Source organism: Sphingomonas sp. ATCC 31555, assembly GCF_000282895.1.
Classification (GTDB): domain Bacteria; phylum Pseudomonadota; class Alphaproteobacteria; order Sphingomonadales; family Sphingomonadaceae; genus Sphingomonas.
Genome location: NZ_ALBQ01000027.1, coordinates 131,130 through 157,283 on the forward strand (window position 1 = coordinate 131,130; position 26,154 = coordinate 157,283).

Genomic DNA, 26,154 nt, shown 5'->3' on the forward strand with positions numbered 1-26,154 from the left:
GCAACGCGCCCGGCGTGTGTTCGATCGATTCGGGGTGCGCGATGAAGTACGAAGCAAGGGTTGAACATTGCGGGTTCGATAGCGTCGGTGCCTTTCATGCGGCGCTGGCGGAACTGCCCGGTCCCGACGCCCAGGCGATCGCGGCAGCCGCACGGCGCCAGGCGCAGCTGACCAAACCGGCAGGTTCGCTGGGCAGGCTGGAGGAAATCGCGCTGTTCCTCGCCGGGTGGCAGGCGCGCGAGCGGCCGACGCTGGCGGGAGCCAGGGCGTTGATCTTCGCGGGCAACCACGGCGTCGCGGCGCAGGGCGTAAGTGCCTTTCCGGCGGACGTGACCGCGCAGATGGTCGCCAACTTCCAAGCGGGCGGCGCGGCGATCAACGCGCTCACCGGCGCGGTCGGCATCCCGCTGCGCGTGATCGCGCTGGATCTGGATCGCCCGACCGCCGACTTCACCGGAGCGCCCGCCATGGACGAGGAATCGTGCCTCGCCGCGCTCAACACCGGTGCCGCTGCGGTTTCGCCGGGCACCGATCTGCTTCTGCTCGGCGAGATGGGCATCGCCAACTCAACTGCCGCCGCAGCGCTCTGCCTGCGCAGCTTCGGGGGGACCGCAGCCGACTGGGTGGGCCCCGGCACCGGCATCGACCCGTCGGGAGTGCGTCAGAAAGCCGCGGTTATCGCCCGCGCAATGGCATATCATGGCGACGCGCCGATCACGCCGTTCGAAACGCTGCGCCGGCTGGGCGGACGCGAACTGGTCGCCATCGCCGGCGCCGTGGTCGCGGCGCGCCATATCGGCATACCCATATTGCTCGACGGCTATATCTGCTGCGCCGCCATCGCCCCGCTGGCGGCGGCGGTTCCGAGAATCGTTGATCATTGCCTTGCCGCCCATTGCTCGGCCGAGCCCGGGCACCGGCTGCTGCTCGAACGGCTGGGCCTTCAACCCCTGCTGAACCTGAACATGCGCCTCGGCGAAGGAAGCGGCGCCGCCGTGGCCGCTGCCGTGATCCGGTCGGCGCTCGCCGCCCATGCCGAAATGGCGACTTTCGCCGAAGCAGGGGTTGCGAACGGCGCATGAGCAGCTTCGTTGTACACCTGCTCCGCCACGGCAGTACCGAGGCGGAAGGGCGGCTCATCGGCCGCACCGATGCGGCACCGCTGCCAGAGGGGATCGCTGCCTGTTCGGCGCGCGCGCGACACGTGACGGGCGTCGATATCGTCACATCGGACCTGCGTCGCGCCCGCGCGGCAGCGGAGGCGATCGGCGCGTCGAGAGGGGCGGTCCCGCGCGTGGACGCCCGCTGGCGCGAACTGAATTTCGGGGCGTGGGACGGATTGGCATTCGACGCCATCGACGGCCCGGCGTGGGCGGCGTTCCAGGCCGATCCCGCCGGCGGTTCTCCGCCGGAGGGCGAGCGCTGGCCCGATCTTGTGGCGCGCGTTGCCGACGCGCTGGCGGCGATCGATCGGCCGACGCTGGTCGTCACCCATGGCGGCGCGATGCGGGCCGCGCTCGCGGCAACCTGCGCCATCGATTTTCCCCAGCTGTGGAACATCGCCCTGCCCCATGCCGCGCTGCTCACTTTGCGCCTGTGGCCCGGCACTCCCCGTGTCGGCCAGATGATCGGATTGGTTACGTGAAGGAATTCGTGCTCGCCCTGCAGTTTCTCACTCGGCTGCCGCTGCCCGCGATCGATGCGGATGAAGCCGCCTTTGCGCGCTCGATCCGCTGGTTCCCGGCCGCCGGCCTGGTGATCGGCGTGGTGGTCGCGCTGGCCGCGTGGGCCGGCGCGCAGCTGGACCCCTGGTCGGGGGCGCTGGCCGCGCTGGTCGCATGGGTGGGAATCACCGGTGCGCTGCATCTCGATGGTCTCGCCGATCTCGCCGACGCCGGCGGCGCGATCCACAAGGGGCCCGAGCGGCTGCGCGACGTGCTGGCCGATCCGCATGTCGGCAGCTTCGGCGTCACCGCGATCGCGCTGCAGCTGATCGCCAAGCTGGTCCTGCTTCACGCGCTGATCGCCGGCCCGGCGTTCTGGACCCTCGCTTTCGTGCCCGCCGCCGCCCGGATCGGCCCGCTGGCATGGAGCTGGTGGCTGCCCCCGCTGCACGAAGGGCTGGCCAGCCGCTTCCGCAGCATCATCCGGCCTGCCGATCTGATCGTGTGGCTGATCCTGCTCGGCTTCGCCGCGACGCTGGCGACACCCGCGCTGGTCGCCGCGCCGTTGTTCATCGGCGCCTGGGGCTGGCATGTCCGCAGGATGCTGGGCGGCATTTCGGGCGACGGGCACGGCGCGGGGATCGAACTCGTCGAAACTGGGCTGCTGGTAGCCCTGCTGATGGCGCCGCGGATCGGATGACAGCGCCGCTCCTCCACCATGGCGGCAACCTCGCCGCCGCGCGGGCACGCTATGGCGAGGGCGCGTGGATCGATCTTTCTACCGGCATCAACCCGGTCCCCTGGCCGGTACCGGACGATCTGCGCTGGGATTGGCATGCCCTGCCCCAGCCCGCTGCGCTGGCAGCGCTGGAGGCGGCCGCGGCAGCGCATTTCGGCGTCGATCCGGCGCTGGTCTGCGCGCTTCCGGGCAGCGAAATGGGCTTGCGGCTGCTGGGTCTGCTGCTCGGCGGCAGCGCCTTCCACCGCGTGCCCGGGTACCGCACGCACGGCGCCATGTTTGCAGCCAGCACCCCGCTGGCGGCGGACGCGGCGCCGCCGCCCGGCGAGGCGGCGCTGATCCTCGCCAATCCGAACAATCCGTGCGGCACGCTGCAGCCCCGCGCGCGCCTGGAAGCGCAGCTGCGCGATCGGGAAGCGGCGGGCGGCTGGCTCGTCGTCGACGAAGCCTTTGTCGATCCGCATCCGCAGGCGAGCGTCGCCGGCCTGGTCGCCCCGGGCCGGCGGCTGGTGGTCTTCCGGTCCTTCGGCAAGTTCTTCGGCCTGGCGGGGCTGCGGCTCGGCTTCGTGCTCGCGCCGCCGGCGGTGTGTACCCAGTATCGCCGCGCGCTCGGCGACTGGCCGATCGGGGCGGCCGCGCTGGAGATCGCCACCCGCGCCTATCGCGACAGTGCTTGGATCGACGCGACCGGCGCTGCGCTGGCCGCGCGTGCCGCAAGGCTCGACGATCTGATTCGGCGCCATGGGCTCGAACCGATCGGCGCCTCGCCGCTGTTCCGGCTGATCGATCGGGAGGATGCGGGCGGGATGTTCGAACGGCTCGCGCATGCGCACATCCTCACCCGCCCCTTCGACTATGCGCCGCGCTGGCTGCGTTTCGGCCTGCCCGCCGACGATGCGGCGTTCGACCGGCTGGACCGGGCACTGGCGCATGGCTGACCCCGTCGCCCTTGCCGCACTGGCGCTGGACGCCACGATCGGCTGGCCCGACGCCATCTACCGGCGGATCGGGCACCCGGTGGGCGGCTTCGCCCGCATCATCGCCGTGTGCGAACGCGGCGGCAACCGCGAGCACCTGCCCGCTGCCGCGCGTCGGGCGTTCGGGATCGGCACGGTCGGGCTGCTGCTCGCCGTCGCGATCGGCGCCGGCTTGGGGATCGAAGCGATCGCGGCGCGATCGTCGGCGGGCTGGATCCTGGTCGCGCTGTGCGCCTTTCCCGGCCTCGCCCAGCGGAGCCTGTACCTGCACGTCCGCCCCATCGCCGCAGCGCTGACGGCGGGCGACCTGCTCGGTGCCCGCGCGGCGCTGGGCCGGATCGTGGGCCGCGACACCGGGGGGCTCGACACCGCCGGCATCGCCCGCGCCGCCTTGGAGAGCCTGGCCGAAAGCTTCTGCGACGGAATCGTCGCACCGCTGTTCTGGCTGCTGATCGGCGGCCTGCCGGGCCTGTGGGCCTATAAGGCGGTCAACACCGCCGACAGCCTCATCGGCCACCGCGAGCCGCGGTGGCGCGCCTTCGGCTGGGCGGCGGCCCGCACCGACGATCTGATGAACCTGGTTCCGGCGCGGCTTGCCGCGGTGCTGCTCTGCTGCGCCGGTGCGGGCGGCTGGCGCACGGTTCGCCGCGACGCGCACAAGCACGCCTCGCCCAATGCCGGGTGGCCCGAAGCGGCCATGGCGGGCGCGCTGGGCCTCCGCCTGGCAGGGCCGGTCGCCTATGACGGCGTGACTCATATCAAGCCGTGGATCGGCGGCGGCCGCACGGCGGCGCGTGCCGACGACATCGTCCGCGGGCTGCAGCTCTACGCGCGCGCCTGTGCCTTGCTGTGGATCCTTGCGGGAGGCATCGCATGGCTGCGCTGATGCTGCAGGGAACGGGTTCGGACGTCGGCAAATCGGTGCTCGTCGCCGGGCTGTGCCGCGCCCTCGCCAACCGGGGGCTCCGCGTGCGTCCCTTCAAGCCGCAGAACATGTCGAACAACGCCGCGGTAACCGAGGATGGCGGCGAGATCGGCCGTGCCCAGGCGCTGCAGGCGCTGGCCTGCCGGGTGGCGCCCCATACCGACATGAACCCGGTGCTGCTGAAGCCGCAGGCGGATCGCACGTCGCAGCTGATCGTCGGCGGCAAGGTGCGCGGCACCCTTCATGCCGGGAATTTCCGTGCGGCGCGCAAACCCTTGCTGGGCGATGTTCTATCCAGCTTCGAGCGGCTGCGGGCGCAATGCGATCTGGTGATCGTCGAAGGCGCGGGTTCGCCTGCCGAGATCAACCTGCGTGCCGGAGACATCGCGAACATGGGGTTCGCGCGCGCGGCGGCAGTGCCGGTGGTGCTGGTCGGCGATATCGACCGGGGCGGCGTGATCGCCGCGATCGTCGGCACCCGCGCCGTGCTCGATCTCGAGGACGCGGCGATGATCCGCGGCTTCCTGATCAACAAATTCCGCGGCGATCCTGCTTTGTTCGCCGATGGCTATGCCGAGATCGAAGCGCGTGCGGGGTGGCGCGGCTACGGCCTGATCCCGTGGCTCCCGGCTGCGGCCCGGCTGCCGAGCGAAGACGCGGTGGTGCTGGAACGCAGCGCGGACGCAAGCGCCGGCGCCACGCTGATGGCGTGCCCGATGCTGCCGCGCATCGCCAATTTCGATGATCTGGATCCGCTGAAACTGGAGCCGGATGTCACGTTGGCGATGATCCCGCCGGGACAGCCGATCCCGGCAGAGGCGGCATTGGTGATCCTCCCCGGCTCCAAGGCGACGATCGCCGATCTCGCCGCCTTGCGCGAACAGGGTTGGGACATCGATCTGCACGCCCATCATCGTCGCGGCGGCGCGATCCTGGGCATTTGCGGCGGCTATCAGATGCTGGGGCGAACGATCGCCGATCCGCATGGGGTCGAGGGGCCGGCGGGCAGCGCGGACGGGCTGGGGCTGCTGGACGTGGCGACCGAACTCACCCGCGAGAAGGCGCTGCACCCGGCGCAGGGCACTGCGCTGGGCGCCGCCATACACGGCTATGAGATGCATATGGGCATCACCAGCGGCCCCGACACGCTGCGCCCCTTTGCGCAGCTGGGCAACGGTGCGGACGGCGCGCGCTCCGCCGACGGGCGGGTGATGGGCACCTATCTCCACGGCCTGTTCGCGAGCACCGATCTGCGCAGGGCGCTGCTGGGCCGCATCGGCATCCGCTCGGCGGGCGTCGATTATGCCGCGTCGGTCGATGCGGCGCTCGATGCCATCGCCGCCGATCTCGAGGTTCATGTCGACATTCCCGCGCTGATCGCGCTTGCTCAAGAGGCCCAGCCATGAACCATCTGCTCGTTCTCGGCGGCGCCCGATCGGGCAAGAGCCGCTACGCCCAGGCCCGCGCCGAGTCCCTGCCCGGCAGCTTGCTGTTCGTTGCCACCGCCCAGGCGTGGGACGACGAGATGGAAGATCGCATCGCCCGCCATCAGGCCGATCGGGACGGGCGATGGTCCACCCTGGAAGTGCCGCTGGACCTGCCCGCCGCCATCGCCGCGAACGCCGCACCGGGTCGCGTGCTGCTGGTCGACTGCCTCACGCTTTGGACCTCGAACCTTCTGTTCGCCGAACGGGATCTCGATGCCGAGACCGAGGCGCTTTCCGGCGCCCTGGCGCAGGCGTCCGGGCCGGTGATCCTCGTCGCCAACGAAGTCGGGCTCGGCATCGTGCCGGACAACGCGCTCGCCCGCCGCTTCCGCGATGCTGCAGGCCGGCTGAACCAGGCCGTCGCCGCCGCCGCGCAGGAGGTTCAGTTCCTGGCCGCGGGCCTGCCGCTTCGCCTCAAATAAGCAGCGCGAACGGCCATCGCGCTCGCGCTTCGCTCGGGCGCGGCATAAGGATGTGCGATGACCTTCACCGATATCGCCACGCGGACCTACAATCACAACTTCCGGCTCGATCCGATCGTCCGCAGCCTGCTCGATACCGATTTCTACAAGCTGCTGATGCTGCAGATGATCCGGCGACTGCATCCGGAGACGCAGGTCACCTTCTCGCTGATCAATCGGACGAAGACGGTGCGGCTGGCCGAGGTGATCGACGAGGCCGAGTTGCGCGCCCAGCTCGATCATGCCCGAAGCCTGCGCTTCACCAAGAAGGAGCTGATCTGGCTCGCCGGCAACAGCTTCTATGGCAAAACGCAGATGTTCGCGCCGGATTTCATCGCTTGGCTCGCCGATTTCCGCCTGCCGCCCTATGAGCTGGAGCGGCGCGACGGGCAGTTCGCGCTGCACTTTCATGGCCCGTGGACACATACGACCATGTGGGAAATCCCTGCGCTGGCGATCGTCAACGAGCTGCGGTCGCGCGCGGCGCTGCGGACCAAGGATCGCTTCGCGCTCGATATCCTGTATGCCCGTGCGAAGGCGAAGCTGTGGGAAAAGGTGGAGCGGCTGCGCACCCTGCCTGATCTGGTGCTCACCGATTTCGGCACCCGCCGACGACACGGCTTTCTGTGGCAGCGCTGGTGCGTGGAGGCGCTGAAGGAAGGATTGGGTCATCGCTTCATCGGCACGTCGAATGTGCTGCTCGCGATGGATGCGGATCTGGAAGCGATCGGCACCAATGCGCACGAGCTGCCGATGGTGGAGGCGGCCTTGTCGCCGGACGAGGCGAGCCTCGCCGGGGCCCCATACCGCGTGCTGGAGCAATGGCGCGCCCATTATGGCGGCAACCTGCTGATCGCGCTGCCCGATGCGTTCGGCACCACCGCGTTCCTGGCCCACGCCCCGGACTGGCTGGCCGACTGGACCGGCTTCCGGCCGGACAGCGCGCCGCCCATCGCCGGCGGGGAGCAGATCATGCGCTGGTGGCAAGACCATGGCCGCGATCCGCGCGAAAAGCTGCTGATCTTCTCCGACGGCATGGACGTGGAATCGATCGAGGCGACCTATCGCCACTTCAACGGTCGCGTGCGGATGAGCTTTGGCTGGGGGACGAACCTGACCAACGATTTCCGCGGCTGCGATCCCGATGGCGAGGCTGGGCTGGAGCCCATTTCGCTGGTCTGCAAGGTGGTGGCAGCGAATGGCAGGCCGGCGGTCAAGCTATCGGACAATCCCGCCAAAGCGACGGGCGATCCTGACGAGATCCGCCGCTATCTGCGGGTGTTCGGCAGTGCCGGACGCGCCGAACAGGCCGTGCAGGTCTAGCGCCAGTCTACCGAGTTGCCATAGGGGTGGCATAGCGCCAGCACCCGCCGCTCCTCCGCGCCGGGAAACCAGCTGAGCGCCAGCTGCACTTCGCTGCGCGTTTCCGTCCATTCGAAGCCCACCCAGGCGAGCGGCCGCTCCGGCGTCGCCGCGCGGCCGGCTTCGTGGATCATCGCGACCACCTTGGCGCGGTCCTGCGGCGGAAGATATTGCAGCACCATCGAATGCATCACTACGCGGCAGACCCCCGCCGCCTGCGGCCGGGCCAGCGCCTCCGCCAGCCAGATCGATGCATCGCCCCGCTCGAGCAGCGGCGGGTAGCTGCGCGCCATGCCGATCGCCTGCTCCAGGCGGTGCAGCCGGTGCGGCTGATCGGCGAAGATATAGGCCATCAGCCGCTCGCATGTGGCGGCATCGTTGGCGTCGAGCGGGTTCAGGTCCACTCCGCGCGCGCTCACCACCTCCAGCGGCGCGGGCTGGGGCGCCGGGCCATGCCAGTCCGGCGCGACCTGCACCGGCGACAGCCGATCTCCGGCGAGAACTCCTCCCAGATCATAGCCATAGCGGCCGAGGTTGAGATTGAGTCCGCAGCTCGATCCGATTTCGAGCAGCTCGAACGGCATGTCGAACGCGCGACGGACCTGCATCAGCGCCGCGACGATCGCACCTGATCGCCCCACCTCGTTGGTCTGCGGGGTCCGACGCAGAAAGTCGTTGATCAGCGCGTCTTCGGTTTCCAGCGCCTCGCCGACGGCGGCATCGAAATCCTCATGCTCCCCGCGATACAGCGCTGCCAGCGATGCCGGCTTGCCGCGCCGGGCGAGGAAATGCAGCGCGGCGTTCAGCCGCATCGCCAGCGCTGCTGCAGCCGCGTCTCCGCTCCAGCCGAGGATCGTTGCTTCGCTCTGCGGGCCGCGCCACAACTGGCGCTGCCCTGCCTCCAAAATCCGCGCCACGAAGGGCGAACCAAGTCCGCGCACCAACCGCGCCATGCGGCTTAGTTCGTGAAGACCGGTCCGGGGCACCACCATATTCATTTACGCTCCCCCCGAAACGAGCACGATCCGCCCGTCCCCGCCAACCTGGCGAATGTACCGTACTTCACGCCGACGCCCCTAGATGCGTCGGCACCATCCCGATCAGAAAGTCTGCCAGTCGTCATCGGCGCTGCTGCTGCGCACGAGAGCGGGCACCGCGGCCGCCGGCAGCGGCTTGACCGCACCGTTGAACCGGCCCGGCGACATGCGCGCGCCGCGCGAGCCGCCACCGTCGCCCACCTGGAAGCGACCGGCCTGCTCGGCAAGCACGCCCACTTCGCTGGCAAGGTTACGCGCTGCGGCAGAGGTTTCCTCGACCATCGCGGCGTTCTGCTGGGTCGACTGGTCCATCGCGCCCAGAGCGGCGCTGATTTCGGTGACCGCGCTGGACTGCGCCTGGTTGTCGGAGGCCATGTTGCCCAGCAGCGTGTGCACCTCGCCCACGCCGCTCGAGATGTCGGCGAGCGCGCCGTCCACCCGCTGCACGGCCTGCACCGCAGTGACGATGTCGGTCTGCGTCGCGGTAAGCTGGTCGCGGGCGCGGCCAGCCTCTTCCTCGGCGCGCATCGCCAGGGCGGAGACGAGATCGGCGACCACTGCGAAGCCGCGGCCCGCTTCACCGGCACGGCCGGCTTCGACGGCGGCGTTCATCGCCAGAACCCGCGTCTGGAAGGCGATCTTGTCAAGGCCTTCAATCACGCTGTCGATGCCCTTGGCGCTGTCGGAAACGCGCGTCATCGCCTGCACGGCTTCGTCGGCGGTGGAGCGGCCGTTGTTGACCGTCGACATGGTGCCGTCGGCGCTTTCCACCGTGCGGCTGGCGGCCGCGGCGGTCGCCTTCAGGCGCTGGTCCATCTGGGTGACGGCGGCGGCGGTCTGCTCCAGGCTGGCCGCATTGGCTTCGGTGCGGCGGGCGAGGTCTTCGCTCGCCTGGGCGATTTCGTTCGATCCGGTGCGGATCGACGTGGTCGCCTCCATCAGCGACGCGATCAGCTCGCGCAGGCTGCCGATGGCATCGTTGAAGTTGTTCTTCACTACGCCGTAGTGCGACGGGAATTCGGTGTTGATCACTGCGGTCAGGTTGCCCTGCGCCAGTTCGGCAAGATGCGCGGACACGGTGTCGACGACCATCTTCTGCTCGGCCTCGGCCTTGGCGCTCGCGGCGTCGGAGGCTTCCTTGGCGATCGCGGCGTCGCGGAACACCAGCACCGCGCGGGCCATGTCGCCCAGTTCGTCGCCGCGGGTGGTGGCGGGCACCTCGACATGGTTCCGGCCTGCTGCGAGATCGGCCATCGTCTTGGTCAGCTGGCTGATCGGGCGGGCGATGATGCGGCTCAGCGTTACGGCCAGGCCGATGGCGATGCCGATCAGGGCGATCGCGCCGAGGATCAGCACGGTCGTCGCGGTGGCGATCGCGGTTTCCTGCCGCTCGGAATTCTTCTCGATCAGTTCGGCCTGCGCATCCTTGATCGCGCGCAGCGGCAGCACCGCCGCCGAAACCAGCACCGACTTGCCGGCACCGCGAACCTGGGCCTGCGCTTCTTCACGACGGCCGGCCTTCACTTCGGCGATCAGGCGATCGCCCCACTTCTCGCGCCAGGCCAGCGTTTCCGCACGCGACTTGCGCACCGCCTCGAGCAATGCCGGATCGGTCAGCAGCTTCTCGAGCTCGACCGAAGTCTCGTCATACTCGTTGCGGCCTTCGTCATAGGACTTCAGATAGGTCGGATCGGCCGTGACGAGGAACCCGCGCAGCTGACTGTTCTGGCGCAGCAGCGCCGTTTCCAGCGTCAGCGTCTTCGAATGGACCTGCTGGCTGAGATTGTTCTGATCGGTAACCGAACGGATCATCGAGATGTTCATGAAGAACACGATCATCACGATCGCCGCCGATGCACATATCAGCAGGAACGACAGTGCGAGCTTCCTCGGAATTTTCATCGATGCGATCATTGCTGGACTTTCCGATACCGTCAGGCGCAAGGTTTGGGGCCCGGATCGGTGCAACGGCAGGTGCCGCCGAACCGAAGGAAGAGGAAGCCGGCACCTGCCCGCCAGCGGCTTGCAGTCGCGCCTCCCCCACCCGTTTCCGGACTGTGGTCTAGTGCATTATAGAAACGATCTCTTACCGATCGGTCACCGGCGCACGAAACTGTCCCAAGGACATCTACCTAAGGTTCAGGCGGTATTTACGGCAGCCGGGGGGCGGAGTGAAGCAGCAAGCCGCCGCGGCGGAAATTGTGCAATATCCGTAGGGTACAAAATAGACTTGTGGAACAACACGGCAGCCGGCGGCCCGATCTCGAACGGTCGCCGGCCGAACGCGGTCATAACGATCACCCGAAAGCGAAGCGCTTACTTCCGGTCCTTACGGCCGCCGCGCCAGTAAAGCAGGCCGGCGACGATGGCGGCCGAGCCCACGCCGATAGCAGCGCCCATGCCGATCTGCCGGTTGTTCGGCAGTCTGCGCTTCTTGGCTTCGGCAAGCTCCTTGGCGACTGCGATCGCCTCGCCTTCGTGCGGCGGCTCCGCCTGTGCAGTGGACGCCTGGGCCTCTTCGAGAACGGAAGGCTTGTTGCTCATCTTCTTCCTTTGACTACGCAGCTACGGTCCGGTCCCATTCATGCGACCGATCCGGCCCGACTTGCAACCCGCAAGCGCAACCCGCAATAGCGGCATGCGATGAACCCGATCTATTCCCGGATGGGCACCACCATCTTCGAAGCCATGTCTGCGCGGGCGCGGGCAAGCGGCGCGATCAATCTTGGTCAGGGCTTTGCCGACGGACGCGGGCCGGAGCCCGTGCTGCAGGCCGCGGCCAGCGCGGTGCTGGAGCGATCGAACCAATATCCGCCCATGGCCGGCCTGCCGGAGCTGCGCCAGGCCGTGGCCGATCACTATGCGCGGCATCAGGGGCTGAACCTGTCGGCGGAGGAAGTGATCGTCACCTCCGGCGCCACCGAAGCGCTCGCCGCCGCGCTGCTGGCGCTGATCGAACCCGGCGACGAGGTGATCTGTTTCCAGCCGCTGTACGATGCCTATGTGCCGCTGATCCGCCGCGCGGGCGGCGTGCCCCGGTTCGTCCGCCTCAGCCCGCCCGAATGGCGGATCGATCGTGCGGCGCTGGAAGCGGCGATCAGCGACCGGACGCGGCTGCTCCTGCTCAACAACCCGCTCAACCCCGCCGCCACCATGTCCGGCGCCGAGGAACTGGCGATGGTCGCCGATCTGTGCGTCGCGCACGATCTGGTCGCGATCTGCGACGAGGTTTGGGAGCATGTCACGTTCGACGGTGCCCGGCACGTTCCGCTGATCGGGATGTCCGGCATGCGCGAGCGGACGGTGAAGATCGGCAGCGCTGGCAAGATCTTCGCGCTCACGGGCTTCAAGGTGGGATGGATGTGCGCCGCCCCGCCACTCGCGCGCGTGCTCGCCAAGGCGCACCAGTTCCTCACCTTCACCACCCCGCCGAATCTGCAATGGGCGGTGACGGAGGGGCTGATGACGCAGGATGCGTGGGTGGGCGAGGCACGCCACCGCTTCCAGGCCGGCCGCGACCGGCTGGCGGCGGGGCTGCGCCGGGCGGGCCTGGTGGTGTTGCCGAGTGCCGCCACCTACTTCCTGTCGGTCGATCTCGCGGCGTCCGGGCTGCCGATGGACGACGTCACCTTCAGCGAACGGTTGGTGGAAGAGGCCAAGGTCGCGACGATCCCGGTCTCCGCCTTTTACGCCGAAGACGCGGTGACCAACGTCGTCCGCTTCTGCTTCGTCAAGGAAGCGGCGGTGCTCGATGCCGCGATCGAGCGCGTGCAGGATTGGCGGCGCCAGTTCTCGGATTGAACCGCCTTGAGGGCAGCCATCCCGCGCGTTGAAGAAGCTCCGCCATCCTCGGCGATGCGCCGATCGACAGCCCGCATCAGATCGTCGCGAGCACGCCCCGCTCGGTGATGTATCCCGTCACCAGCCGCGCGGGCGTAACGTCGAACGCCGGGTTCAGCGCAGGCGAATCCGTCACGCGGATGGCGGCGATGCGGCCCGCCTCGTCCGGTCCGGTCAGCCGCGTCACTTCCTCCGCCGATCGCGCTTCGATCGGGATGTCGGCACCCGTGGCTGTGGCCGGATCGAAGGTGGTATAGGGCAGCGCGACATAGAACGGCACGCCGTTGTCGTGCGCCGCCAGCGCCTTCAGATAGGTGCCGATCTTGTTGCAGACATCGCCGTTCGCGGTCACCCGATCGGTGCCGACGATCACTGCGTCCACCTGCCCCTGCATCATCAGGAGCCCGCCGGCATTGTCGGTGATCACGCTGTGCGACACGCCGTGGTTGCGCAGCTCGAACGCGGTAAGCAGCGCGCCTTGGTTGCGCGGCCGTGTCTCGTCCACCCAGACATGCACCGGAATGCCGGCATCGTGCGCGAGGTAGATCGGCGCGGTCGCGGTGCCGTAATCCACCGTGGCCAGCCATCCCGCGTTGCAATGGGTGAGGATGTTGAGCGGCCGGCCCGGGTTTTTCGCGTGCAGTTCGCGCAGCAAGCCCAGCCCATGTTCGCCGATCGCCCGGCAAAGCTCTGCATCCTCGTCGCAGATCGCATCGGCGCGCGCGAAGGCGGCTGCGGCACGCTCTGCCTCCGAAAGCCCCTGCACCGCCCCCCGCACCTGGTCCAGCGCCCAGCGCAGATTGATCGCCGTCGGCCGCGTTTCGATCAGCATGGCATAGGCCGCATCGAGCGCGGCATCGCTCGCATCGACCGCCAGGGCCATGGCAAGGCCATAGGCGGCGGTTGCTCCGATCATCGGCGCACCGCGCGTCCACATCTCGCGAATCGCGATTGCCGCCGCTTCGCAATCGCGTACCTCCACCCAGCGTATTTCCCAGGGCAGCTGGCGCTGATCGAGGATGCGGATCCCCTGCCCGTCCCCGGTTCGGGCGATCGATCGGGTGTGCTTGCCTTCCAGGATCACAAGCGAATCTCCGCGAGCGAGTGAAGATCGGCGGGCGCGCCGGCGCGATCGATCAGCAGCGCGCCAAGGCCCGCGGCGCGCGCCGCGTCTATTTCCGCCTGCACGTCCGACACGAACAGGATCTCGCCCGGCGCCAGGCCCGTTGCCGCGGCGATCCTGCGATAGCTCTCCGCCTCGCGCTTCGGCCCGGTGGTCGTATCGAAATAGCCGGCGAGCATCGGCGTCAGATCCCCGGCGATCGATCGGCCGAAGATCAGCTTCTGCGCCGCGATCGAGCCCGAGGAATAGATGTAGATCGCCACGCCCGCCGTGTACCAGCGGCGCAGCGCATCGGGCGTGTCGGGATAGACATGGCCTTTCAGCGTGCCATCGGCATAGCCCTGTTCCCAGATCAGCCCCTGCAGCGTCTTGAGCGGGGTTGCCTTGCGATCCTCGTCGATCCAGCCGAGCAGCGTGGCGACCTTGTCCTCGCCCGGCACCTCCGCCAGGATCGGGGCGACGTCCTCTGGATGCGCGGCAACATAGGCAGCCAGATGCTGGCGGGCATAGGGGAACAGCACCTCGGCCACGAAGGCGATGCTGCTGGTGGTCCCCTCGATATCGAGCAGGACGGCCTTGGGCTGGGTCATGGCTTCTATTCTCGAAACGCCGCGCTCAGGCAGCGACGGGCTCGTGGCGCGGAAAACGGTCGGCGATGGCATCGCCGGTGAACTGGGCGATCCAGCCGTCCGGATTGGTGAACAGCCGGATCGCGGTAAAGCGCGGGCTCGGCCCCATGTCGAACCAGTGCGGCGTGCCGGCGGGAACGGAGATCAGATCGCCGGCCGTGCACAGCACGGCATAGACGCGATCGTCCAGATGCAGCGTGAACAGCCCTTCGCCTTCCACGAAGAAGCGAACCTCGTCTTCGGCATGGCGGTGTTCGGAAAGGAACTTGGCCCGCAGGGCGTCGCGCTCCGGGTGCTCCGGCACCATGCGGATCACGTCGACCGATCGATAGCCTTTCGCGGCCTTCAGCCGCTCCACTTCGGGTGCGAACGCCGCCAGCACGGCCTCCTGATCGGCATCGGCAGGAACCGGGCGCGACGGCCATTGCTCGAACCGCACGCCGACTTCGCCCAGGGCTGCGGCGATTTCCGCCGCATCCCGGGTATCGAGAAGCGGCGCCCCACCCTGCTCTGCATAGAGTTTGAGCTGGCTCATCGCGCCCATGCCTGTTTGAAACTGGCCTCGGCAAGTTCGGCGGCGATCATCCATTCGGTCGCTTCCAGCACGCGTTCGGCCTCGTCCACATCCTTGCCCCAGGCATAGAGCCCGTGGCTGCGGATCAGATACGCCGGAATTGCATCCGGCGCCAGCAGCGCTGGCCGCACCGCCGCCTCGATCATCGCCATGTCCTGGCTGTTTTCGACGATCGGCAGCCGCGCTTCGGCCTCGTGCGTGGTGTGGCCAGGATAGGCCTTCAGCATCTCGTGCCCGCGAAGCACCCAGCCATCGGCGTCGGCCGCTGCGCGGCTCAGGCCCACCGCCTGCGGGGAATGGCCGTGCAGCACGGCGCCGGCGCCGGGGAACATGCGATACAGTGCCAGATGCAGCTCGGTCTCGGCGGAAGGCTTGCCCGCGGAGAGCGGACGACCGTCCAGGTCAACGCGCATGATACCGTCGGCGGTCAACCTGCCCTTGTGCCGGCCCGATACGGTGAGCGCGATGCTGCCGTCGTCCAGGCGCGCGGAATAGTTGCCCGACGTCGCCGGCGCCCACCCGCGCGCGTCCAGCCGGCGTCCGGCGTCGATCAGGGCCGCTACGGCCTGTTCGTACGTCATGGTCATAGTGCGCCCCCTAGCGTATGGCGCGGCGAGAAGCAGGCGGTTTTCGCATTCCGGCGCGCGAAAGAATCATGCCGGAACGGGGCAACATGATTCGCGCTGCGCTGCGGTCAGACCGCCCAACTGTCTCTCGCCGGCACGCTGCTTCGGCGAACCGGGCCGGAGTCGCGGCGAACTGCGGCCGAGATGTCAATTGGCAATCCCCTTGTTAACGCTGATTTTGTTATACGGTTGCAGGGCATCAGGTATATTTCGCGGGCGCAGAACAAAAATCATGGATTCTATCGCTACGATTAAATCGCGTCGGGGACTGCTCAAGTCGGCGCTGGTCATGGCAAGCGGCGCAGCGGTCTCTGCCTGCGCATCGCGCACGATCGGCTCGATGGCGTCGCATTCGCCAGCCCCGGTCCATCCGCCGGTGAAGCCCGCGCCCGCCGCGCTGGCTCCGGCCCCCAAGGTGGCTGCCGCTGCGCGCGTCACCCCGCAGGGCATTCGGCCCGAACTGTTCAAGCGCGCCACCGCCGCGCTCGATCGTCATTCGGTGCGGGTCGACACGCACGATCGTATCGCAATCGCCGATTTCTCGCTGCCGTCGTCGGAGGCGCGCTTCTTCCTTGTCAACATGGGCACCGGCGAAGTCGAAACGCTGCTGGTATCGCACGGCATCGGATCGGATCCTGCCCATACCGGCGTGCTGCAGCGCTTCTCGAACCAGATCAATTCGGAGGCGACCTGCGAAGGCGCCTTCCTTACCGCCGATTATTATGTCGGCAAGCACGGCGATTCGCAGCGGCTGATCGGGCTGGATCCGACCAACAACAACGCGATGGCGCGTGCGATTGTGATCCATTCTGCCTGGTATGCGAACCCGGACATGATCTCGAAGCACGGCAAGCTCGGCCGAAGCCAGGGCTGTTTCGCAGTCGGCGAACGCCAGCTCGCCAAGGTGTTCGAACGCCTCGGCCCGGGCCGCATGATCTACGCCGCCAAGGCATAACCACGGATCGAACCCGCCTCCGCGGGGTTGGCAGGCCATGGTCCCCGGCATAGGAGACAGGCATGTCCGAACCGCACCCGTTTTTCGCACTGCATCGCCATGGAATGATCCGGGCAGGCGTCTGTACGCCGCTGGGCACGGTGGCCGATCCGGCCGCCAACGCGCGCGCCGCGATTGCGCTGGCCAAGCAAGGGGATGCGGCGGGTGCGGACCTGCTGGTCTTCCCGGAACTCAACGTCACCAGCTATGCGATCGATGATCTGCATCTTCAGGATGCTATCCTGGGCGCCACCCAGGCGGGCATCGCCGCGATCGTCGAGGCAAGCCAGACGCTGAAGCCGGTGCTGCTGGTCGGCGCGGCGCTGGAGCGGAACGGGCGCCTGTATAACTGTGCGGTCGCGATCGCCCGGGGTCGTATTCTGGGCGTGGTGCCCAAGACCTATCTGCCCAATTATCGCGAATATTATGAGAAGCGCTGGTTCGCCTCGGGCTCCGGCCTGCGCGATCTCGATATCACCGTGGCGGGTCAGACGGTGCCCTTCGGCCCGGACCTGCTGTTCGCGGCCGAAGACCTGCGCGATTTCGTCTTCCATATCGAGATTTGCGAGGATTATTGGGCGCCGCAGCCCCCGTCCACCGAAGGAGCGATGGCAGGCGCGCTGGTGCTGTGCAATCTTTCCGCCTCGAACATCGTGATCGGCAAGGGGCGCGAGCGCGAACTGCTCTGCGCCTCGCAAAGCTCGCGGACAATCGCCGCCTATCTCTATTCCGCCTCCGGTCCGGGGGAAAGCACCACCGATCTCGCCTGGGATGGCCAGGGGCTGATCTATGAATTCGGCGAAAAGCTCGCGGCGTCGCAGCGTTTCGAACTCGCGGATGCGATCACCTATGCCGATCTCGATCTCCAGCGGCTGCGGCTGGAGCGGATGCGCGACGGCACCTTCAACGACAACGCGCGCAATGCCGGTCACCCCGAAACCCGCTTTCGGCGCATTGGCTTCGCCCACCAGCCGGATTTCGCCGATCGTGGGCTGATCCGCCCGATCCGGCGCTTCCCCTTCGTGCCCAACACGCCGGCCGCGCTGGAGGAGGATTGCTACGAGGCGTTCAACATCCAGGTAGAGGGGCTGCGCCAGCGCCTCGCCTCGACGAAGAGCAAGGCGCTGATCATCGGCGTGTCCGGCGGGCTCGATTCCACCCATGCGCTGATCGTCGCCGCGAAGGCGATGGACCGGCTCGGGCGGCCCCGCACGGATATCCTCGGCTATACCCTGCCGGGCTTCGCGACGAGCGAGGGGACCAAGTCCAATGCCTGGGCACTGATGCGCGCGATCGGCGTCACCGCGGCGGAGATCGATATCCGTCCCACCGCCCGGCAGATGCTCGCCGATCTCGGCCATCCCTTCGCCGATGGCGAGCCGGTCTATGACGTGACGTTCGAGAATGTGCAGGCGGGCCTGCGCACCGATTATCTGTTCCGTCTCGCCAATCACCACCACGGCTTCGTGCTCGGCACCGGCGATCTGTCGGAACTCGCGCTCGGCTGGTGCACCTATGGCGTCGGCGACCAGATGAGCCATTACGGCGTCAATGCCGGAGTGCCCAAGACGCTGATCCAGTATCTGATCCGCTGGAGCGTGGAGAGCGGCCAGTTCGACGGCGAGGCGGCGACGGTGCTGCTGTCGATCCTCGATACGGAGATTTCACCCGAGCTCGTCCCGGCCGATGCCGACGGCAAGATGCAGAGCACGCAGGACCGGATAGGTCCCTATGAACTTCACGATTTCTTTATCCACCACACCACCCGCTCCGGCCTCCCCCCCTCTAAGGTAGCATTTCTCGCCTGGCACGCATGGAAGGATGCAAAAACGGGTCAGTGGCCGATCGGCTTCCCGTCGGAGGGCCGCAACCACTATGATTTGGCGACGATCGCCAAGTGGCTTGAAACTTTCTTGTTCCGCTTCTTTCAAACCAGTCAGTTCAAGCGATCGGCGCTGCCCAATGGTCCGAAGGTCTCCGGCGCCGCCGCGCTCAGCCCGCGCGGCGACTGGCGCGCACCGTCAGATAGCGTAGCGACGACTTGGATTGAGGAACTGCGCGCTGCCCTACCCTGACGGCTCATCGCCGGCACACCTTCTGGATGTGGTGCAGCAGTTCCTTCGATTCGAACGGCTTGCGCAGGATGGTCACATTGGGTGCGACGGCATCCAGTTTACTGGAATCGGCGAACCCGGTGATCAGGATTACCGGGAGCTCGGGATCGATCGCGGCGACCTGTTCCGCGACTTCGCTGCCACTGAGGCCTGGCATGGCGAAGTCCACCACTAGCGCGCCGTAGCGCTTTGCCCGCACCAGCGCGATTCCGCTTTCGCCATCCGCCGCTTCCGCAACGGTGGCACCCGCCGCACACAGCGTTTCGATCAGCGATCCGCGAACATGATCGTCGTCGTCGACCAGCGCTACCTCTGCCCCGGAAAGATCGACCCGTTCGTCATGCGCGGCATCGTCCTGCACGTCCCGCCGCGGTTCCACCGTCGCGATCGGCAGGACCAGCGTGATCGCCGTTCCACGACCGACATCGCTGTCGATCGTAAGCGTACCGCCGGATTGCCGCATGACGCCGAACGCCATCGACAGGCCCATGCCCGTTCCCTTTCCGACGCCCTTGGTGGAAAAGAAGGGCTCGACGGCGCGGGCCAGCACATCCGGCGTCATGCCGGTCCCCGTGTCGGACACGGTAAGCGCCACATAATCCCCGACGGGCAGATCCGCCGCAACCTTGCCGCTGCGCAGTTCCGCCGAGATCGTCAGCAACCCGCCTTCGGGCATCGCATCGCGGGCGTTGAAAGCGAGATTCAGAATCGCGAGTTCAAGCTGGAGTGCGTCGGTCTGCACGTTCCAGACCGGGTCGATCCGCTCGATCCGCACCCGGCTGAGCGGCGCCACCGCGCGTTCGACCAGCCCGGCCATCCCGCCGACCAGATCCGCCAGTCGCACCGATTTCACGTCAAGTCGCTGCTTGCTGGAAAAGGCGAGCAGCTGTCCGGTGAGCTGCCGTCCACGCTCCACCGCATCCAGCGCGCTGGACGTCCAGCGGATTACGCGATCCGCATCGTCCGGCTTGCGGGCGATCAGTTCCAGATTGCCGGCGATCGCCTGAAGCAGATTGTTGAAGTCATGCGCGATTCCCCCGGTCAGCTGCCCGACGGCCTCCAGCTTCTGCGCCTGCAGCAGCGCGGCTTCCACACTTTCCCGCTGCGCCACTTCGGCCTTCACATCGGCAAGCGCAGCGTCGCGCTGTTCCACCATCGCCGCCAGTTGCGCATTCGCTTCCTTCAGTTTCTCGGAAGACGGCAGTCGGACCAGCCGCGGAAGCAAGGGCCAGAGCAGGATGGCCGTTGCGACCGAGGCGGCCGCCGTGATCAGCTTGACGATCGCTTCAACGCCGTACAGCGGATAGAAGAGCGTGATGATTCCCATCACATGGGTCAGCCCGCAGGCCAGGATGAAGAGGCCGAAGCACCAGAAAATCCAGCCGAAAATAAGATCCTTGCGCCGACGTATTAGTGTGACGAGCGCGATCGGGATGGAAAAGTAGGCAATCGCAATCAGCGTGTCGGCAATGATGTGGGACCACAGCAGCGTCGGCTGCCAGAACAGGCAATAGCCATGCGGAGCGTAGTTTCCACTCCAGAAGGCAGCAAGCACGCGTTCCATCCGACCCCCTGCGGCCGGTCGCCCGGCACAAACCTATACGAGGACTAGCGCATGGAAAGCGAAAGCGGAACTAAGGAAAAAAACCGGACACGCCCGCGAGATCTTCCGGAGAGTTGATGTTCGGAATCGGCTCCGGCCAATCGATTGCCTTCGCACCGATCCGCGCCGCCCACCCCCGCATCGAGGCCTTGGCATCTTCCGCCAGATGCAGGTCGCACGTTGCCGCCCAGTGGGTCGGCCACACGCCCAGGACCGGCAATTGCGCGACATAGGCCGCTTGCTCTTCTGCCGCCAGGAGCGCCAGCAGCGCGTCCGGCAGCACCGGCGTGTCGCAAGGTGCGACCAGCACCGTCGCTGCGCCACGCGCGGTGCCCGCGTGCAACGCGGCGTTCAGGCCAGCAAGCGGCCCTCGTCCCGTTTCGGGGCGATCCAGCACCCCATCGCCATCAATGCGCCCGCATAGGATTACGCTCGAGCAATACCGCGCCAGTTGCGCGGCGACGTGATCGATCAGCGTGCGCCCACCCAAGCGCGCCAGTGCCTTGTCCGACCCGAACCGCTGCGCCCGACCGCCTGCCAGAATGGCACCGATCGGCTTCATGGTACCAGCGCCAGCAGCGCATCGGATCGCACCAGCGCGGCCAGCCGCAAACCGGCGGCGCGAGCGCGCTCCGCTGCCAGCTCGGTGGGCGCGGAGATTGCCGCGAGCATAGGGCATCCGGCCAGCACCGCCTTTTCCACCAGCTCGAACGAGCAGCGCGCACTGATCAGTGCGAAGCCCCCGTCCCAGCCAAGGCCGCCCCGCGCCATCGCGCCAATCAACTTGTCGAAAGCATTGTGCCGCCCGACATCCTCGCGCACCAGCCGGATGCCGCCATCCACCGCGCACAGCGCAGCGGCATGCGCCGCCCCCGTTACCCGGTTTAGCGGCTGGTGTTCGCGAAGCGCCGAGGCCGCCCGGAAGATCGCAGTCGTGGAGGCCTCCGTCGCCTGCTCGATTGGCGGCAAGGGGCGCAACGCGGCCTCCAGGTTCTCGATGCCGCACAAGCCGCAACTGGAATCGGTCGTTCGGTGACGCACACGTTCGATCACTGTAGTAGGATCGGCCAGCGTGACGCGTAGGATCACGCCGCGCTCGGCTTCATGCGTCTCCACGTCTACGGGCGTGCCCAACCGCTCGGCGGCGACGAAACCATAGGCGAAATCGGCCAGATGAGAGGGGGTCGCCATCATCACGGCATAGCCAATCCCGTTGATTTCGATGGCGATTGGCACTTCGGGCACCAACGGGCGTTGAATCCGGGTCTCCGACCCCTCCGGCGTAACGCGATTGAACCACATTTCCATGTGGCCAGAATAGGCGCTCAGTCCCCGAAGGGTATAGGAGAAAGGCAGAGATCAAGGAGCGGCGCGATGGCCCGGGCAAAAGACGGCACGATCCACTATTCAGGGCCAGAAGGTGGCTGGGGCTCGCTGCGCGGCATGGCGCTGGTCGCAGGCGCCGAAAGGCCGAGCCCGGAAGCGCTGTCCACGCTCGCGCGACAGAACAAACCGGGTGGCATGATGTGCACCTCCTGCGCCTGGACCAAGCCGGCCAAGCCGCACATGTTCGAATTTTGCGAGAACGGCGCAAAGGCTACGCTCTGGGATCTTACCACCCGCCGGGCGACACCCGAGTTCTTCGCCCACCATACGCTTAGCGAACTGCGCGGCTGGAGCGACCATGACCTGGAACAGGCCGGCCGGCTCACCAGCCCGATGCGCTACGATCGCGCGACGGACAAATATTTGCCCTGCACCTGGGAAGAGGCGTTCCGCGCCATCGGCCGCAAGCTTCGGGGTATTCCCGCCAAACAGACCATTTTCTACGCCTCCGGAAAGGCAAGCCTAGAGGCAAGCTATGCCTGGGCGCTGTTCGCGCGGCTCTATGGCCACAACAACCTGCCCGACAGCTCCAACATGTGTCACGAAACCACCTCGGTGGCGCTGAAATCGACAATCGGCGCGCCAGTTGGCACCTGCCTGCTCGAAGATTTCGAGCATTGCGACGCGATCTTCTTCTTCGGCCAGAATACCGGGACCAACAGCCCGCGCTTCATCCATACGCTGACGGCGGCGCGCAAACGCGGTGCGAAGATCGTCACCTTCAATCCGATCTATGAAAAGGGCCTGCTCGAGTTCCGCAATCCGCAGAGCACGCAGATGGTGACGGGCGGCAAAACGGAAATTTCGTCCCATTACTATCAGCTCAAGGCTGGTAGCGACATCGCCGCGATGATCGGCATGGCCAAGCACGTTCTCGCTGAGGAAGATCGCCGCGGCGGCGTGCTCGATCACGCCTTTATCGCAGAGCACACCCACGGCTTCGAAGCCTTCGCGGAGAAGGCGCGCACCACCAGCTGGGAAACCATCGAGGCCGAAACAGGCCTTGCCCGGGCTCAGATCATCGAGGCGGCAGACGTCTATATCGGCGCCGAGCGTGCCATCGGCATCTGGGGGATGGGCCTCACCCAGCATCATGGCGGTTACGACAACGTCGCCGGCGTCGTGAACCTGATGCTCCTGCGCGGGAATATCGGCCGACTGGGCGCCGGCGTATCGCCGGTGCGCGGCCATTCGAACGTGCAGGGCCAGCGCACCGTAGGCATATCTGAGAAGCCCGAACTCGTGCCGCTCGATCGGCTCGCCGAACAATATGGCTTCGACCCACCCCGGGACGAAGGCTACACCACGGTCACTGGCTGCGAGGCGATCGTTGCGGGCAAGGTGCGCGCCTTCGTCGGCCTTGGCGGCAATTTTCTGCGCGCCGTTCCCGATCACGGCGTTATGGAAAAGGCTTGGACCAGCATGGACCTAACCGTCCAGATCGCCACCAAACTCAATCGCGGCCAGCTGTTCTGCGGCGAAACCGCCTACCTCCTTCCCTGCCTCGTTCGGTCCGAGCAGGACATCCAGAACGACACGCCGCAGGTCGTGACGATGGAAGACAGCCTCAGCTGCATCCACGGCTCGATCGGTGAGGCCAAGCCGGCCAGTCCGCATCTCAAATCGGAAATGGCGATCGTAGCCGGGCTGGCACAGGCGACGCTCGATCCCAATCCGCGCGTGCCCTGGGCGGAATGGGCGGTGGACTATGCCGCGGTACGCGACGCGATCGAAGCCACCTATCCCGAAATGTTCCGCAACTTCAACCAGCGGCTGTTCACCCCCGGCGGCTTCTTCAAGGGCAACAGCGCCCGCGAGCGAAACTGGAAGACGAAGAGCGGCAAGGCCGATTTCACCGTGCCAGCAGCGCTCAACGCCACCGGCTTTGCGGCAGAAGAGGGCTTGTACCGCCTTATAACTCTGCGCTCCAATGATCAGTTCAACACGACGGTCTATGGCTATTCCGATCGCCTGCGCGGGATCGAAGGCAAACGCGACGTTGTGCTGATCAACCCCGACGAAATGGCGCGCGCTGGGCTACGCGAGGGGCAGCGCGTGGCGCTTGTGGGCGACGCATCGGACGGCGTCGATCGGGTTGTGGAGGGCCTGGAAGTGCTGCCGTTTAACCTTCCAGATAGTTGCCTAGCCGGCTATTATCCCGAGCTGAACCCGCTGATTGCGCTACGCCATCACGACCAGGCTTCCCACACTCCGGCTGCAAAGTCAGTTCCCGTCCGCATCCGCATCTAGCGGGTGCGGCGGAGCCGCGACGAACCTCGCGATTTTTCCGGCTTGCGAAAAAAGATGCGTTGCGACAACGCTGACGGTCAATTGCAGGAGAGGAAGACATGCTTCGCAAAGCCACGCTCAGCGCCCCGTTGTTTGCCATCGCCATCTGCCTGGCCGCCCCGGCATCGGCCCAGCAGGCGCCGGCCGCTCGGCCATGGGCCAATGCGAAGCTCGCGCCCGATGCGCGCGCCAAGCTCGTCCTTGCGCAGATGACCGAGGACGAGAAGCTCACCCTCGTCTTCGGCTACTTCGGTACCGACTTTTCGCCGAAGAACTTCAAGGCCGATCCGCAGGCCCGCCCCGGCTCGGCCGGCTACATCCCCGCCATCCCGCGGCTGGGCATTCCCGCCCAGTGGCAGACCGATGCCGGCGTCGGGGTCGCAACGCAGGGCGGCGCTGAGCGCAAACGCGGTCGTACCTCACTTCCCGCCGGTATTGCCACCGCAGCCACCTGGGATCCCGCTCTTGCTTATAAGGGCGGCGCGATGATCGGGGCAGAGGCGCGCGCTTCGGGCTTCAATGTGCTGCTGGCTGGAGGCGTCAATCTGATGCGGGAGCCGCGCAACGGCCGCAACTTTGAATATGGCGGCGAAGACCCCCTTCTTGCCGGCACTATGGTGGGCGCGCAGATCGCAGGCATCCAGTCGAACCACATCATTTCCACCGTCAAACATTATGCGGTCAACGATCAGGAAACCGATCGTTTCAAGATGAATGCCGTGATCGACCGCGCCGCCGCGCAGATGAGCGACCTGCTCGCCTTCAAATTCGCGATAGAGCGTTCCGATCCAGGCTCGGTGATGTGCGCCTACAACAAGGTCAACGGCATCTATGCCTGCGAGCAGCCCTGGCTACTGACCGACGTGCTGCGCCGTGACTGGGGCTGGAAAGGCTTCGTCATGTCGGATTGGGGCGCCACTCACTCCACCGTTGCCGCCGCGAACGCGGGCCTCGAACAGGAATCGGGCTGGCCGTTCGACGAGCAGCCCTATTTTCGCGAGCCGCTAAAGGCCGCCTTGGCGAAGGGCGAGGTGAGCAAGGCGCGCCTGGACGAAATGGCGCACCGCATCCTCCGTTCGATGTTCGCACACGGGCTGTTCGAACATCCGATCACCGCCGCACCAATGGAGCTACCGCCGGCGATGCTCGCCAGCCATGCAGCCGTCACGCGCGCCGATGCCGAAGCGGGCATCGTGCTGCTGAAGAACGCTGGCAACGTACTGCCGCTCGCTGGGACGGCGCGCCGGATCGTGGTGATTGGCGGCCATGCCGACAAGGGCGTGCTGGCGGGCGGCGGATCCTCGCTGGTCTATCCGGTAGGCGGCAATGCCGTGCCGGGTATCGAGCCGAAGGTCTGGCCAGGCCCGGTGATGTACCACCCCTCCTCCCCCGTCGCGGCGCTGCGCCGCCAACTGCCGGGCGCGACGATCACCTTCCTCGACGGGAAGGATGCCGCCGCCGCGGCTGCGGCGGCCAAGCAGGCGGATATGGCGATCGTCTTCGCCACGCAGTGGGCTGGCGAAGCTTTCGACCCCTCGCTCACGCTCGCCGACAATCAGGACGGCCTGATCGACGCCGTGGCCGCTGCCAATGCCAAGACTGTGGTAGTGCTCGAAACTGGCGGCCCGGTGCTGATGCCTTGGGCCGACAAGACGGCGGCAATCCTGGAAGCGTGGTATCCGGGTACGGCCGGCGGCGAAGCGATCGCCAATGTGCTGACCGGCGAGGTCAATCCCTCTGGCCATCTGCCGGTCAGCTTCCCGCGCAGCCTTTCGCAGCTCGCGAAGCCGAGCACGCCGAACGACGGCGAGACGCGCTATACCGAAGGTGCGGCAATCGGCTACAAATGGTTTGATGCAAAGGGCGACAAGCCACACTTCTCCTTCGGTCATGGCCTGTCCTACACCAGCTTCGCCTATTCCGGGCTGAAGGCAGCGGCGCCCAAGGGCCAGGTGACTGTGAGCTTCACGGTACGCAATAGCGGCAAGCGCGCCGGCGCGGACGTGGCGCAGGTTTATGTCTCTGGCAACGGCTGGGAAGCCCCCAAGCGACTGGGCGCGTTCCAGAAGGTGTCGCTGGCGGCAGGCGCTTCCAAGGCGGTAACCGTGACCGTCGATCCGCGCCTCTTGGCCACATTCGACGAGGCGTCGAACAGCTGGAAGATCGCAGGCGGCACCTACAAGGTCCTGCTCGGCCACTCCGCCGACGAGATCACGGCCACGACATCCGTTCAGGTTCCCGCCCGCACGCTGCCGGCCGGCTGGCGCCCCTGACGCCCTGCTCCGCCCCCCGATGCAGGCTGCGCAGCGAGCTTCGGGGGTGCG

The 26,154-nt window shown here is 67.0% G+C and carries 23 protein-coding genes; 13 read left to right on the forward strand and 10 right to left on the reverse strand.

Annotated elements, in window-relative coordinates; genetic code table 11:
* Positions 1–41: 41 nt before the first annotated feature.
* Genes cobT through pncB form a run of 8 tightly spaced genes read left to right on the forward strand, consistent with a single transcriptional unit; the run spans position 42 to position 7,576 of the window.
* Positions 42–1,082 carry a nicotinate-nucleotide--dimethylbenzimidazole phosphoribosyltransferase gene (cobT, locus tag B215_RS0113265; protein WP_019370131.1) on the forward strand — a complete coding sequence of 347 codons (1,041 nt, stop codon included), beginning with the start codon at positions 42–44 and terminating at the stop codon, positions 1,080–1,082.
* Complete coding sequence (locus tag B215_RS0113270; protein ID WP_019370132.1) at positions 1,079–1,645, forward strand: histidine phosphatase family protein; 567 nt, start codon at positions 1,079–1,081, stop codon at positions 1,643–1,645. The genes cobT and B215_RS0113270 overlap by 4 nt, the downstream gene beginning before the upstream one ends.
* A complete protein-coding gene (gene cobS, locus B215_RS0113275; RefSeq protein WP_019370133.1) occupies positions 1,642–2,364 on the forward strand; it encodes an adenosylcobinamide-GDP ribazoletransferase in 723 nt (240 codons plus the stop codon). Before B215_RS0113270 ends, cobS begins: the two co-directional genes overlap by 4 nt.
* The gene (locus tag B215_RS0113280) at positions 2,361–3,341 is read left to right on the forward strand and encodes an aminotransferase class I/II-fold pyridoxal phosphate-dependent enzyme (RefSeq protein ID WP_019370134.1); all 981 of its coding nucleotides are present in this window, start codon (positions 2,361–2,363) and stop codon (positions 3,339–3,341) included. The genes cobS and B215_RS0113280 overlap by 4 nt, the downstream gene beginning before the upstream one ends.
* A complete protein-coding gene (cbiB, locus tag B215_RS0113285) occupies positions 3,334–4,266 on the forward strand; it encodes an adenosylcobinamide-phosphate synthase CbiB (protein WP_152997871.1) in 933 nt (310 codons plus the stop codon). Before B215_RS0113280 ends, cbiB begins: the two co-directional genes overlap by 8 nt.
* On the forward strand, positions 4,254–5,711 hold the full coding sequence (locus tag B215_RS0113290; RefSeq protein WP_019370136.1) for a cobyric acid synthase: 1,458 nt from the start codon (positions 4,254–4,256) through the stop codon (positions 5,709–5,711). The genes cbiB and B215_RS0113290 overlap by 13 nt, the downstream gene beginning before the upstream one ends.
* Positions 5,708–6,214 carry a bifunctional adenosylcobinamide kinase/adenosylcobinamide-phosphate guanylyltransferase gene (gene cobU / locus B215_RS0113295; protein WP_019370137.1) on the forward strand — a complete coding sequence of 169 codons (507 nt, stop codon included), beginning with the start codon at positions 5,708–5,710 and terminating at the stop codon, positions 6,212–6,214. The genes B215_RS0113290 and cobU overlap by 4 nt, the downstream gene beginning before the upstream one ends.
* A 57-nt stretch (positions 6,215–6,271) precedes the next feature.
* Positions 6,272–7,576 (forward strand): nicotinate phosphoribosyltransferase, encoded by a 1,305-nt coding sequence (gene pncB, locus B215_RS0113300; protein WP_019370138.1) that lies wholly within the window; start codon positions 6,272–6,274, stop codon positions 7,574–7,576.
* Here pncB and B215_RS0113305 read toward each other — a convergent pair.
* From B215_RS0113305 to B215_RS0113315, 3 genes are all read right to left on the reverse strand, one after another.
* Positions 7,573–8,613, reverse strand: coding sequence for a DUF2332 domain-containing protein (locus tag B215_RS0113305; RefSeq protein WP_019370139.1), 1,041 nt, complete (start codon positions 8,611–8,613; stop codon positions 7,573–7,575). The two genes, pncB and B215_RS0113305, sit on opposite strands and share 4 nt — an antisense overlap.
* 102 nt (positions 8,614–8,715) lie before the next feature.
* Positions 8,716–10,566 carry a HAMP domain-containing methyl-accepting chemotaxis protein gene (locus B215_RS0113310; protein WP_019370140.1) on the reverse strand — a complete coding sequence of 617 codons (1,851 nt, stop codon included), beginning with the start codon at positions 10,564–10,566 and terminating at the stop codon, positions 8,716–8,718.
* Between the two features lie 402 nt (positions 10,567–10,968).
* Positions 10,969–11,196 (reverse strand): hypothetical protein, encoded by a 228-nt coding sequence (locus B215_RS0113315; protein WP_019370141.1) that lies wholly within the window; start codon positions 11,194–11,196, stop codon positions 10,969–10,971.
* Positions 11,197–11,295: 99 nt separating this feature from the next.
* On the opposite strand from B215_RS0113315, the gene B215_RS0113320 reads away from it, so the two are divergent.
* Positions 11,296–12,453, forward strand: a complete 1,158-nt coding sequence (locus tag B215_RS0113320) for an aminotransferase (RefSeq protein WP_019370142.1) — start codon at positions 11,296–11,298, stop codon at positions 12,451–12,453.
* Positions 12,454–12,529: 76 nt separating this feature from the next.
* On the opposite strand, the gene mtnA is transcribed toward B215_RS0113320, so the two are convergent.
* The 4 genes from mtnA to B215_RS0113340 are packed head-to-tail and all read right to left on the reverse strand — an operon-like array spanning position 12,530 to position 15,405.
* Positions 12,530–13,576, reverse strand: a complete 1,047-nt coding sequence (gene mtnA / locus B215_RS0113325; protein WP_019370143.1) for an S-methyl-5-thioribose-1-phosphate isomerase — start codon at positions 13,574–13,576, stop codon at positions 12,530–12,532.
* Positions 13,573–14,205 carry an acireductone synthase gene (gene mtnC / locus B215_RS0113330; protein ID WP_019370144.1) on the reverse strand — a complete coding sequence of 211 codons (633 nt, stop codon included), beginning with the start codon at positions 14,203–14,205 and terminating at the stop codon, positions 13,573–13,575. Before mtnC ends, mtnA begins: the two co-directional genes overlap by 4 nt.
* Positions 14,206–14,230: 25 nt before the next feature.
* Positions 14,231–14,788 (reverse strand): 1,2-dihydroxy-3-keto-5-methylthiopentene dioxygenase, encoded by a 558-nt coding sequence (locus tag B215_RS0113335; RefSeq protein WP_019370145.1) that lies wholly within the window; start codon positions 14,786–14,788, stop codon positions 14,231–14,233.
* On the reverse strand, positions 14,776–15,405 hold the full coding sequence (locus B215_RS0113340) for a methylthioribulose 1-phosphate dehydratase (protein ID WP_019370146.1): 630 nt from the start codon (positions 15,403–15,405) through the stop codon (positions 14,776–14,778). The genes B215_RS0113335 and B215_RS0113340 overlap by 13 nt, the downstream gene beginning before the upstream one ends.
* Before the next feature lie 271 nt (positions 15,406–15,676).
* Between B215_RS0113340 and B215_RS0113345 the strand changes: the two genes are divergently transcribed.
* Both B215_RS0113345 and B215_RS0113350 read left to right on the forward strand, forming a co-directional pair.
* Positions 15,677–16,399, forward strand: a complete 723-nt coding sequence (locus tag B215_RS0113345) for a murein L,D-transpeptidase catalytic domain family protein (RefSeq protein ID WP_019370147.1) — start codon at positions 15,677–15,679, stop codon at positions 16,397–16,399.
* A gap of 62 nt (positions 16,400–16,461) precedes the next feature.
* Complete coding sequence (locus tag B215_RS0113350) at positions 16,462–18,513, forward strand: NAD(+) synthase (RefSeq protein ID WP_019370148.1); 2,052 nt, start codon at positions 16,462–16,464, stop codon at positions 18,511–18,513.
* A gap of 4 nt (positions 18,514–18,517) precedes the next feature.
* Here B215_RS0113350 and B215_RS0113355 read toward each other — a convergent pair whose 3' ends face one another.
* The 3 genes from B215_RS0113355 to fdhD form a co-directional block, all read right to left on the reverse strand.
* The gene (locus B215_RS0113355; RefSeq protein WP_019370149.1) at positions 18,518–20,116 is read right to left on the reverse strand and encodes an ATP-binding protein; all 1,599 of its coding nucleotides are present in this window, start codon (positions 20,114–20,116) and stop codon (positions 18,518–18,520) included.
* Between the two features lie 70 nt (positions 20,117–20,186).
* Positions 20,187–20,717, reverse strand: coding sequence for a molybdenum cofactor guanylyltransferase (gene mobA, locus B215_RS0113360; RefSeq protein ID WP_019370150.1), 531 nt, complete (start codon positions 20,715–20,717; stop codon positions 20,187–20,189).
* On the reverse strand, positions 20,714–21,463 hold the full coding sequence (gene fdhD, locus B215_RS0113365) for a formate dehydrogenase accessory sulfurtransferase FdhD (protein WP_019370151.1): 750 nt from the start codon (positions 21,461–21,463) through the stop codon (positions 20,714–20,716). The genes mobA and fdhD overlap by 4 nt, the downstream gene beginning before the upstream one ends.
* Positions 21,464–21,529: 66 nt before the next feature.
* Between fdhD and B215_RS0113370 the strand changes: the two genes are divergently transcribed.
* Entirely contained in the window at positions 21,530–23,791 is a 2,262-nt protein-coding gene (locus B215_RS0113370) for an FdhF/YdeP family oxidoreductase (RefSeq protein WP_026009237.1), read from the forward strand.
* Between the two features lie 98 nt (positions 23,792–23,889).
* On the forward strand, positions 23,890–26,103 hold the full coding sequence (locus B215_RS0113375) for a beta-glucosidase family protein (RefSeq protein WP_019370153.1): 2,214 nt from the start codon (positions 23,890–23,892) through the stop codon (positions 26,101–26,103).
* Positions 26,104–26,154: the final 51 nt, after the last annotated feature.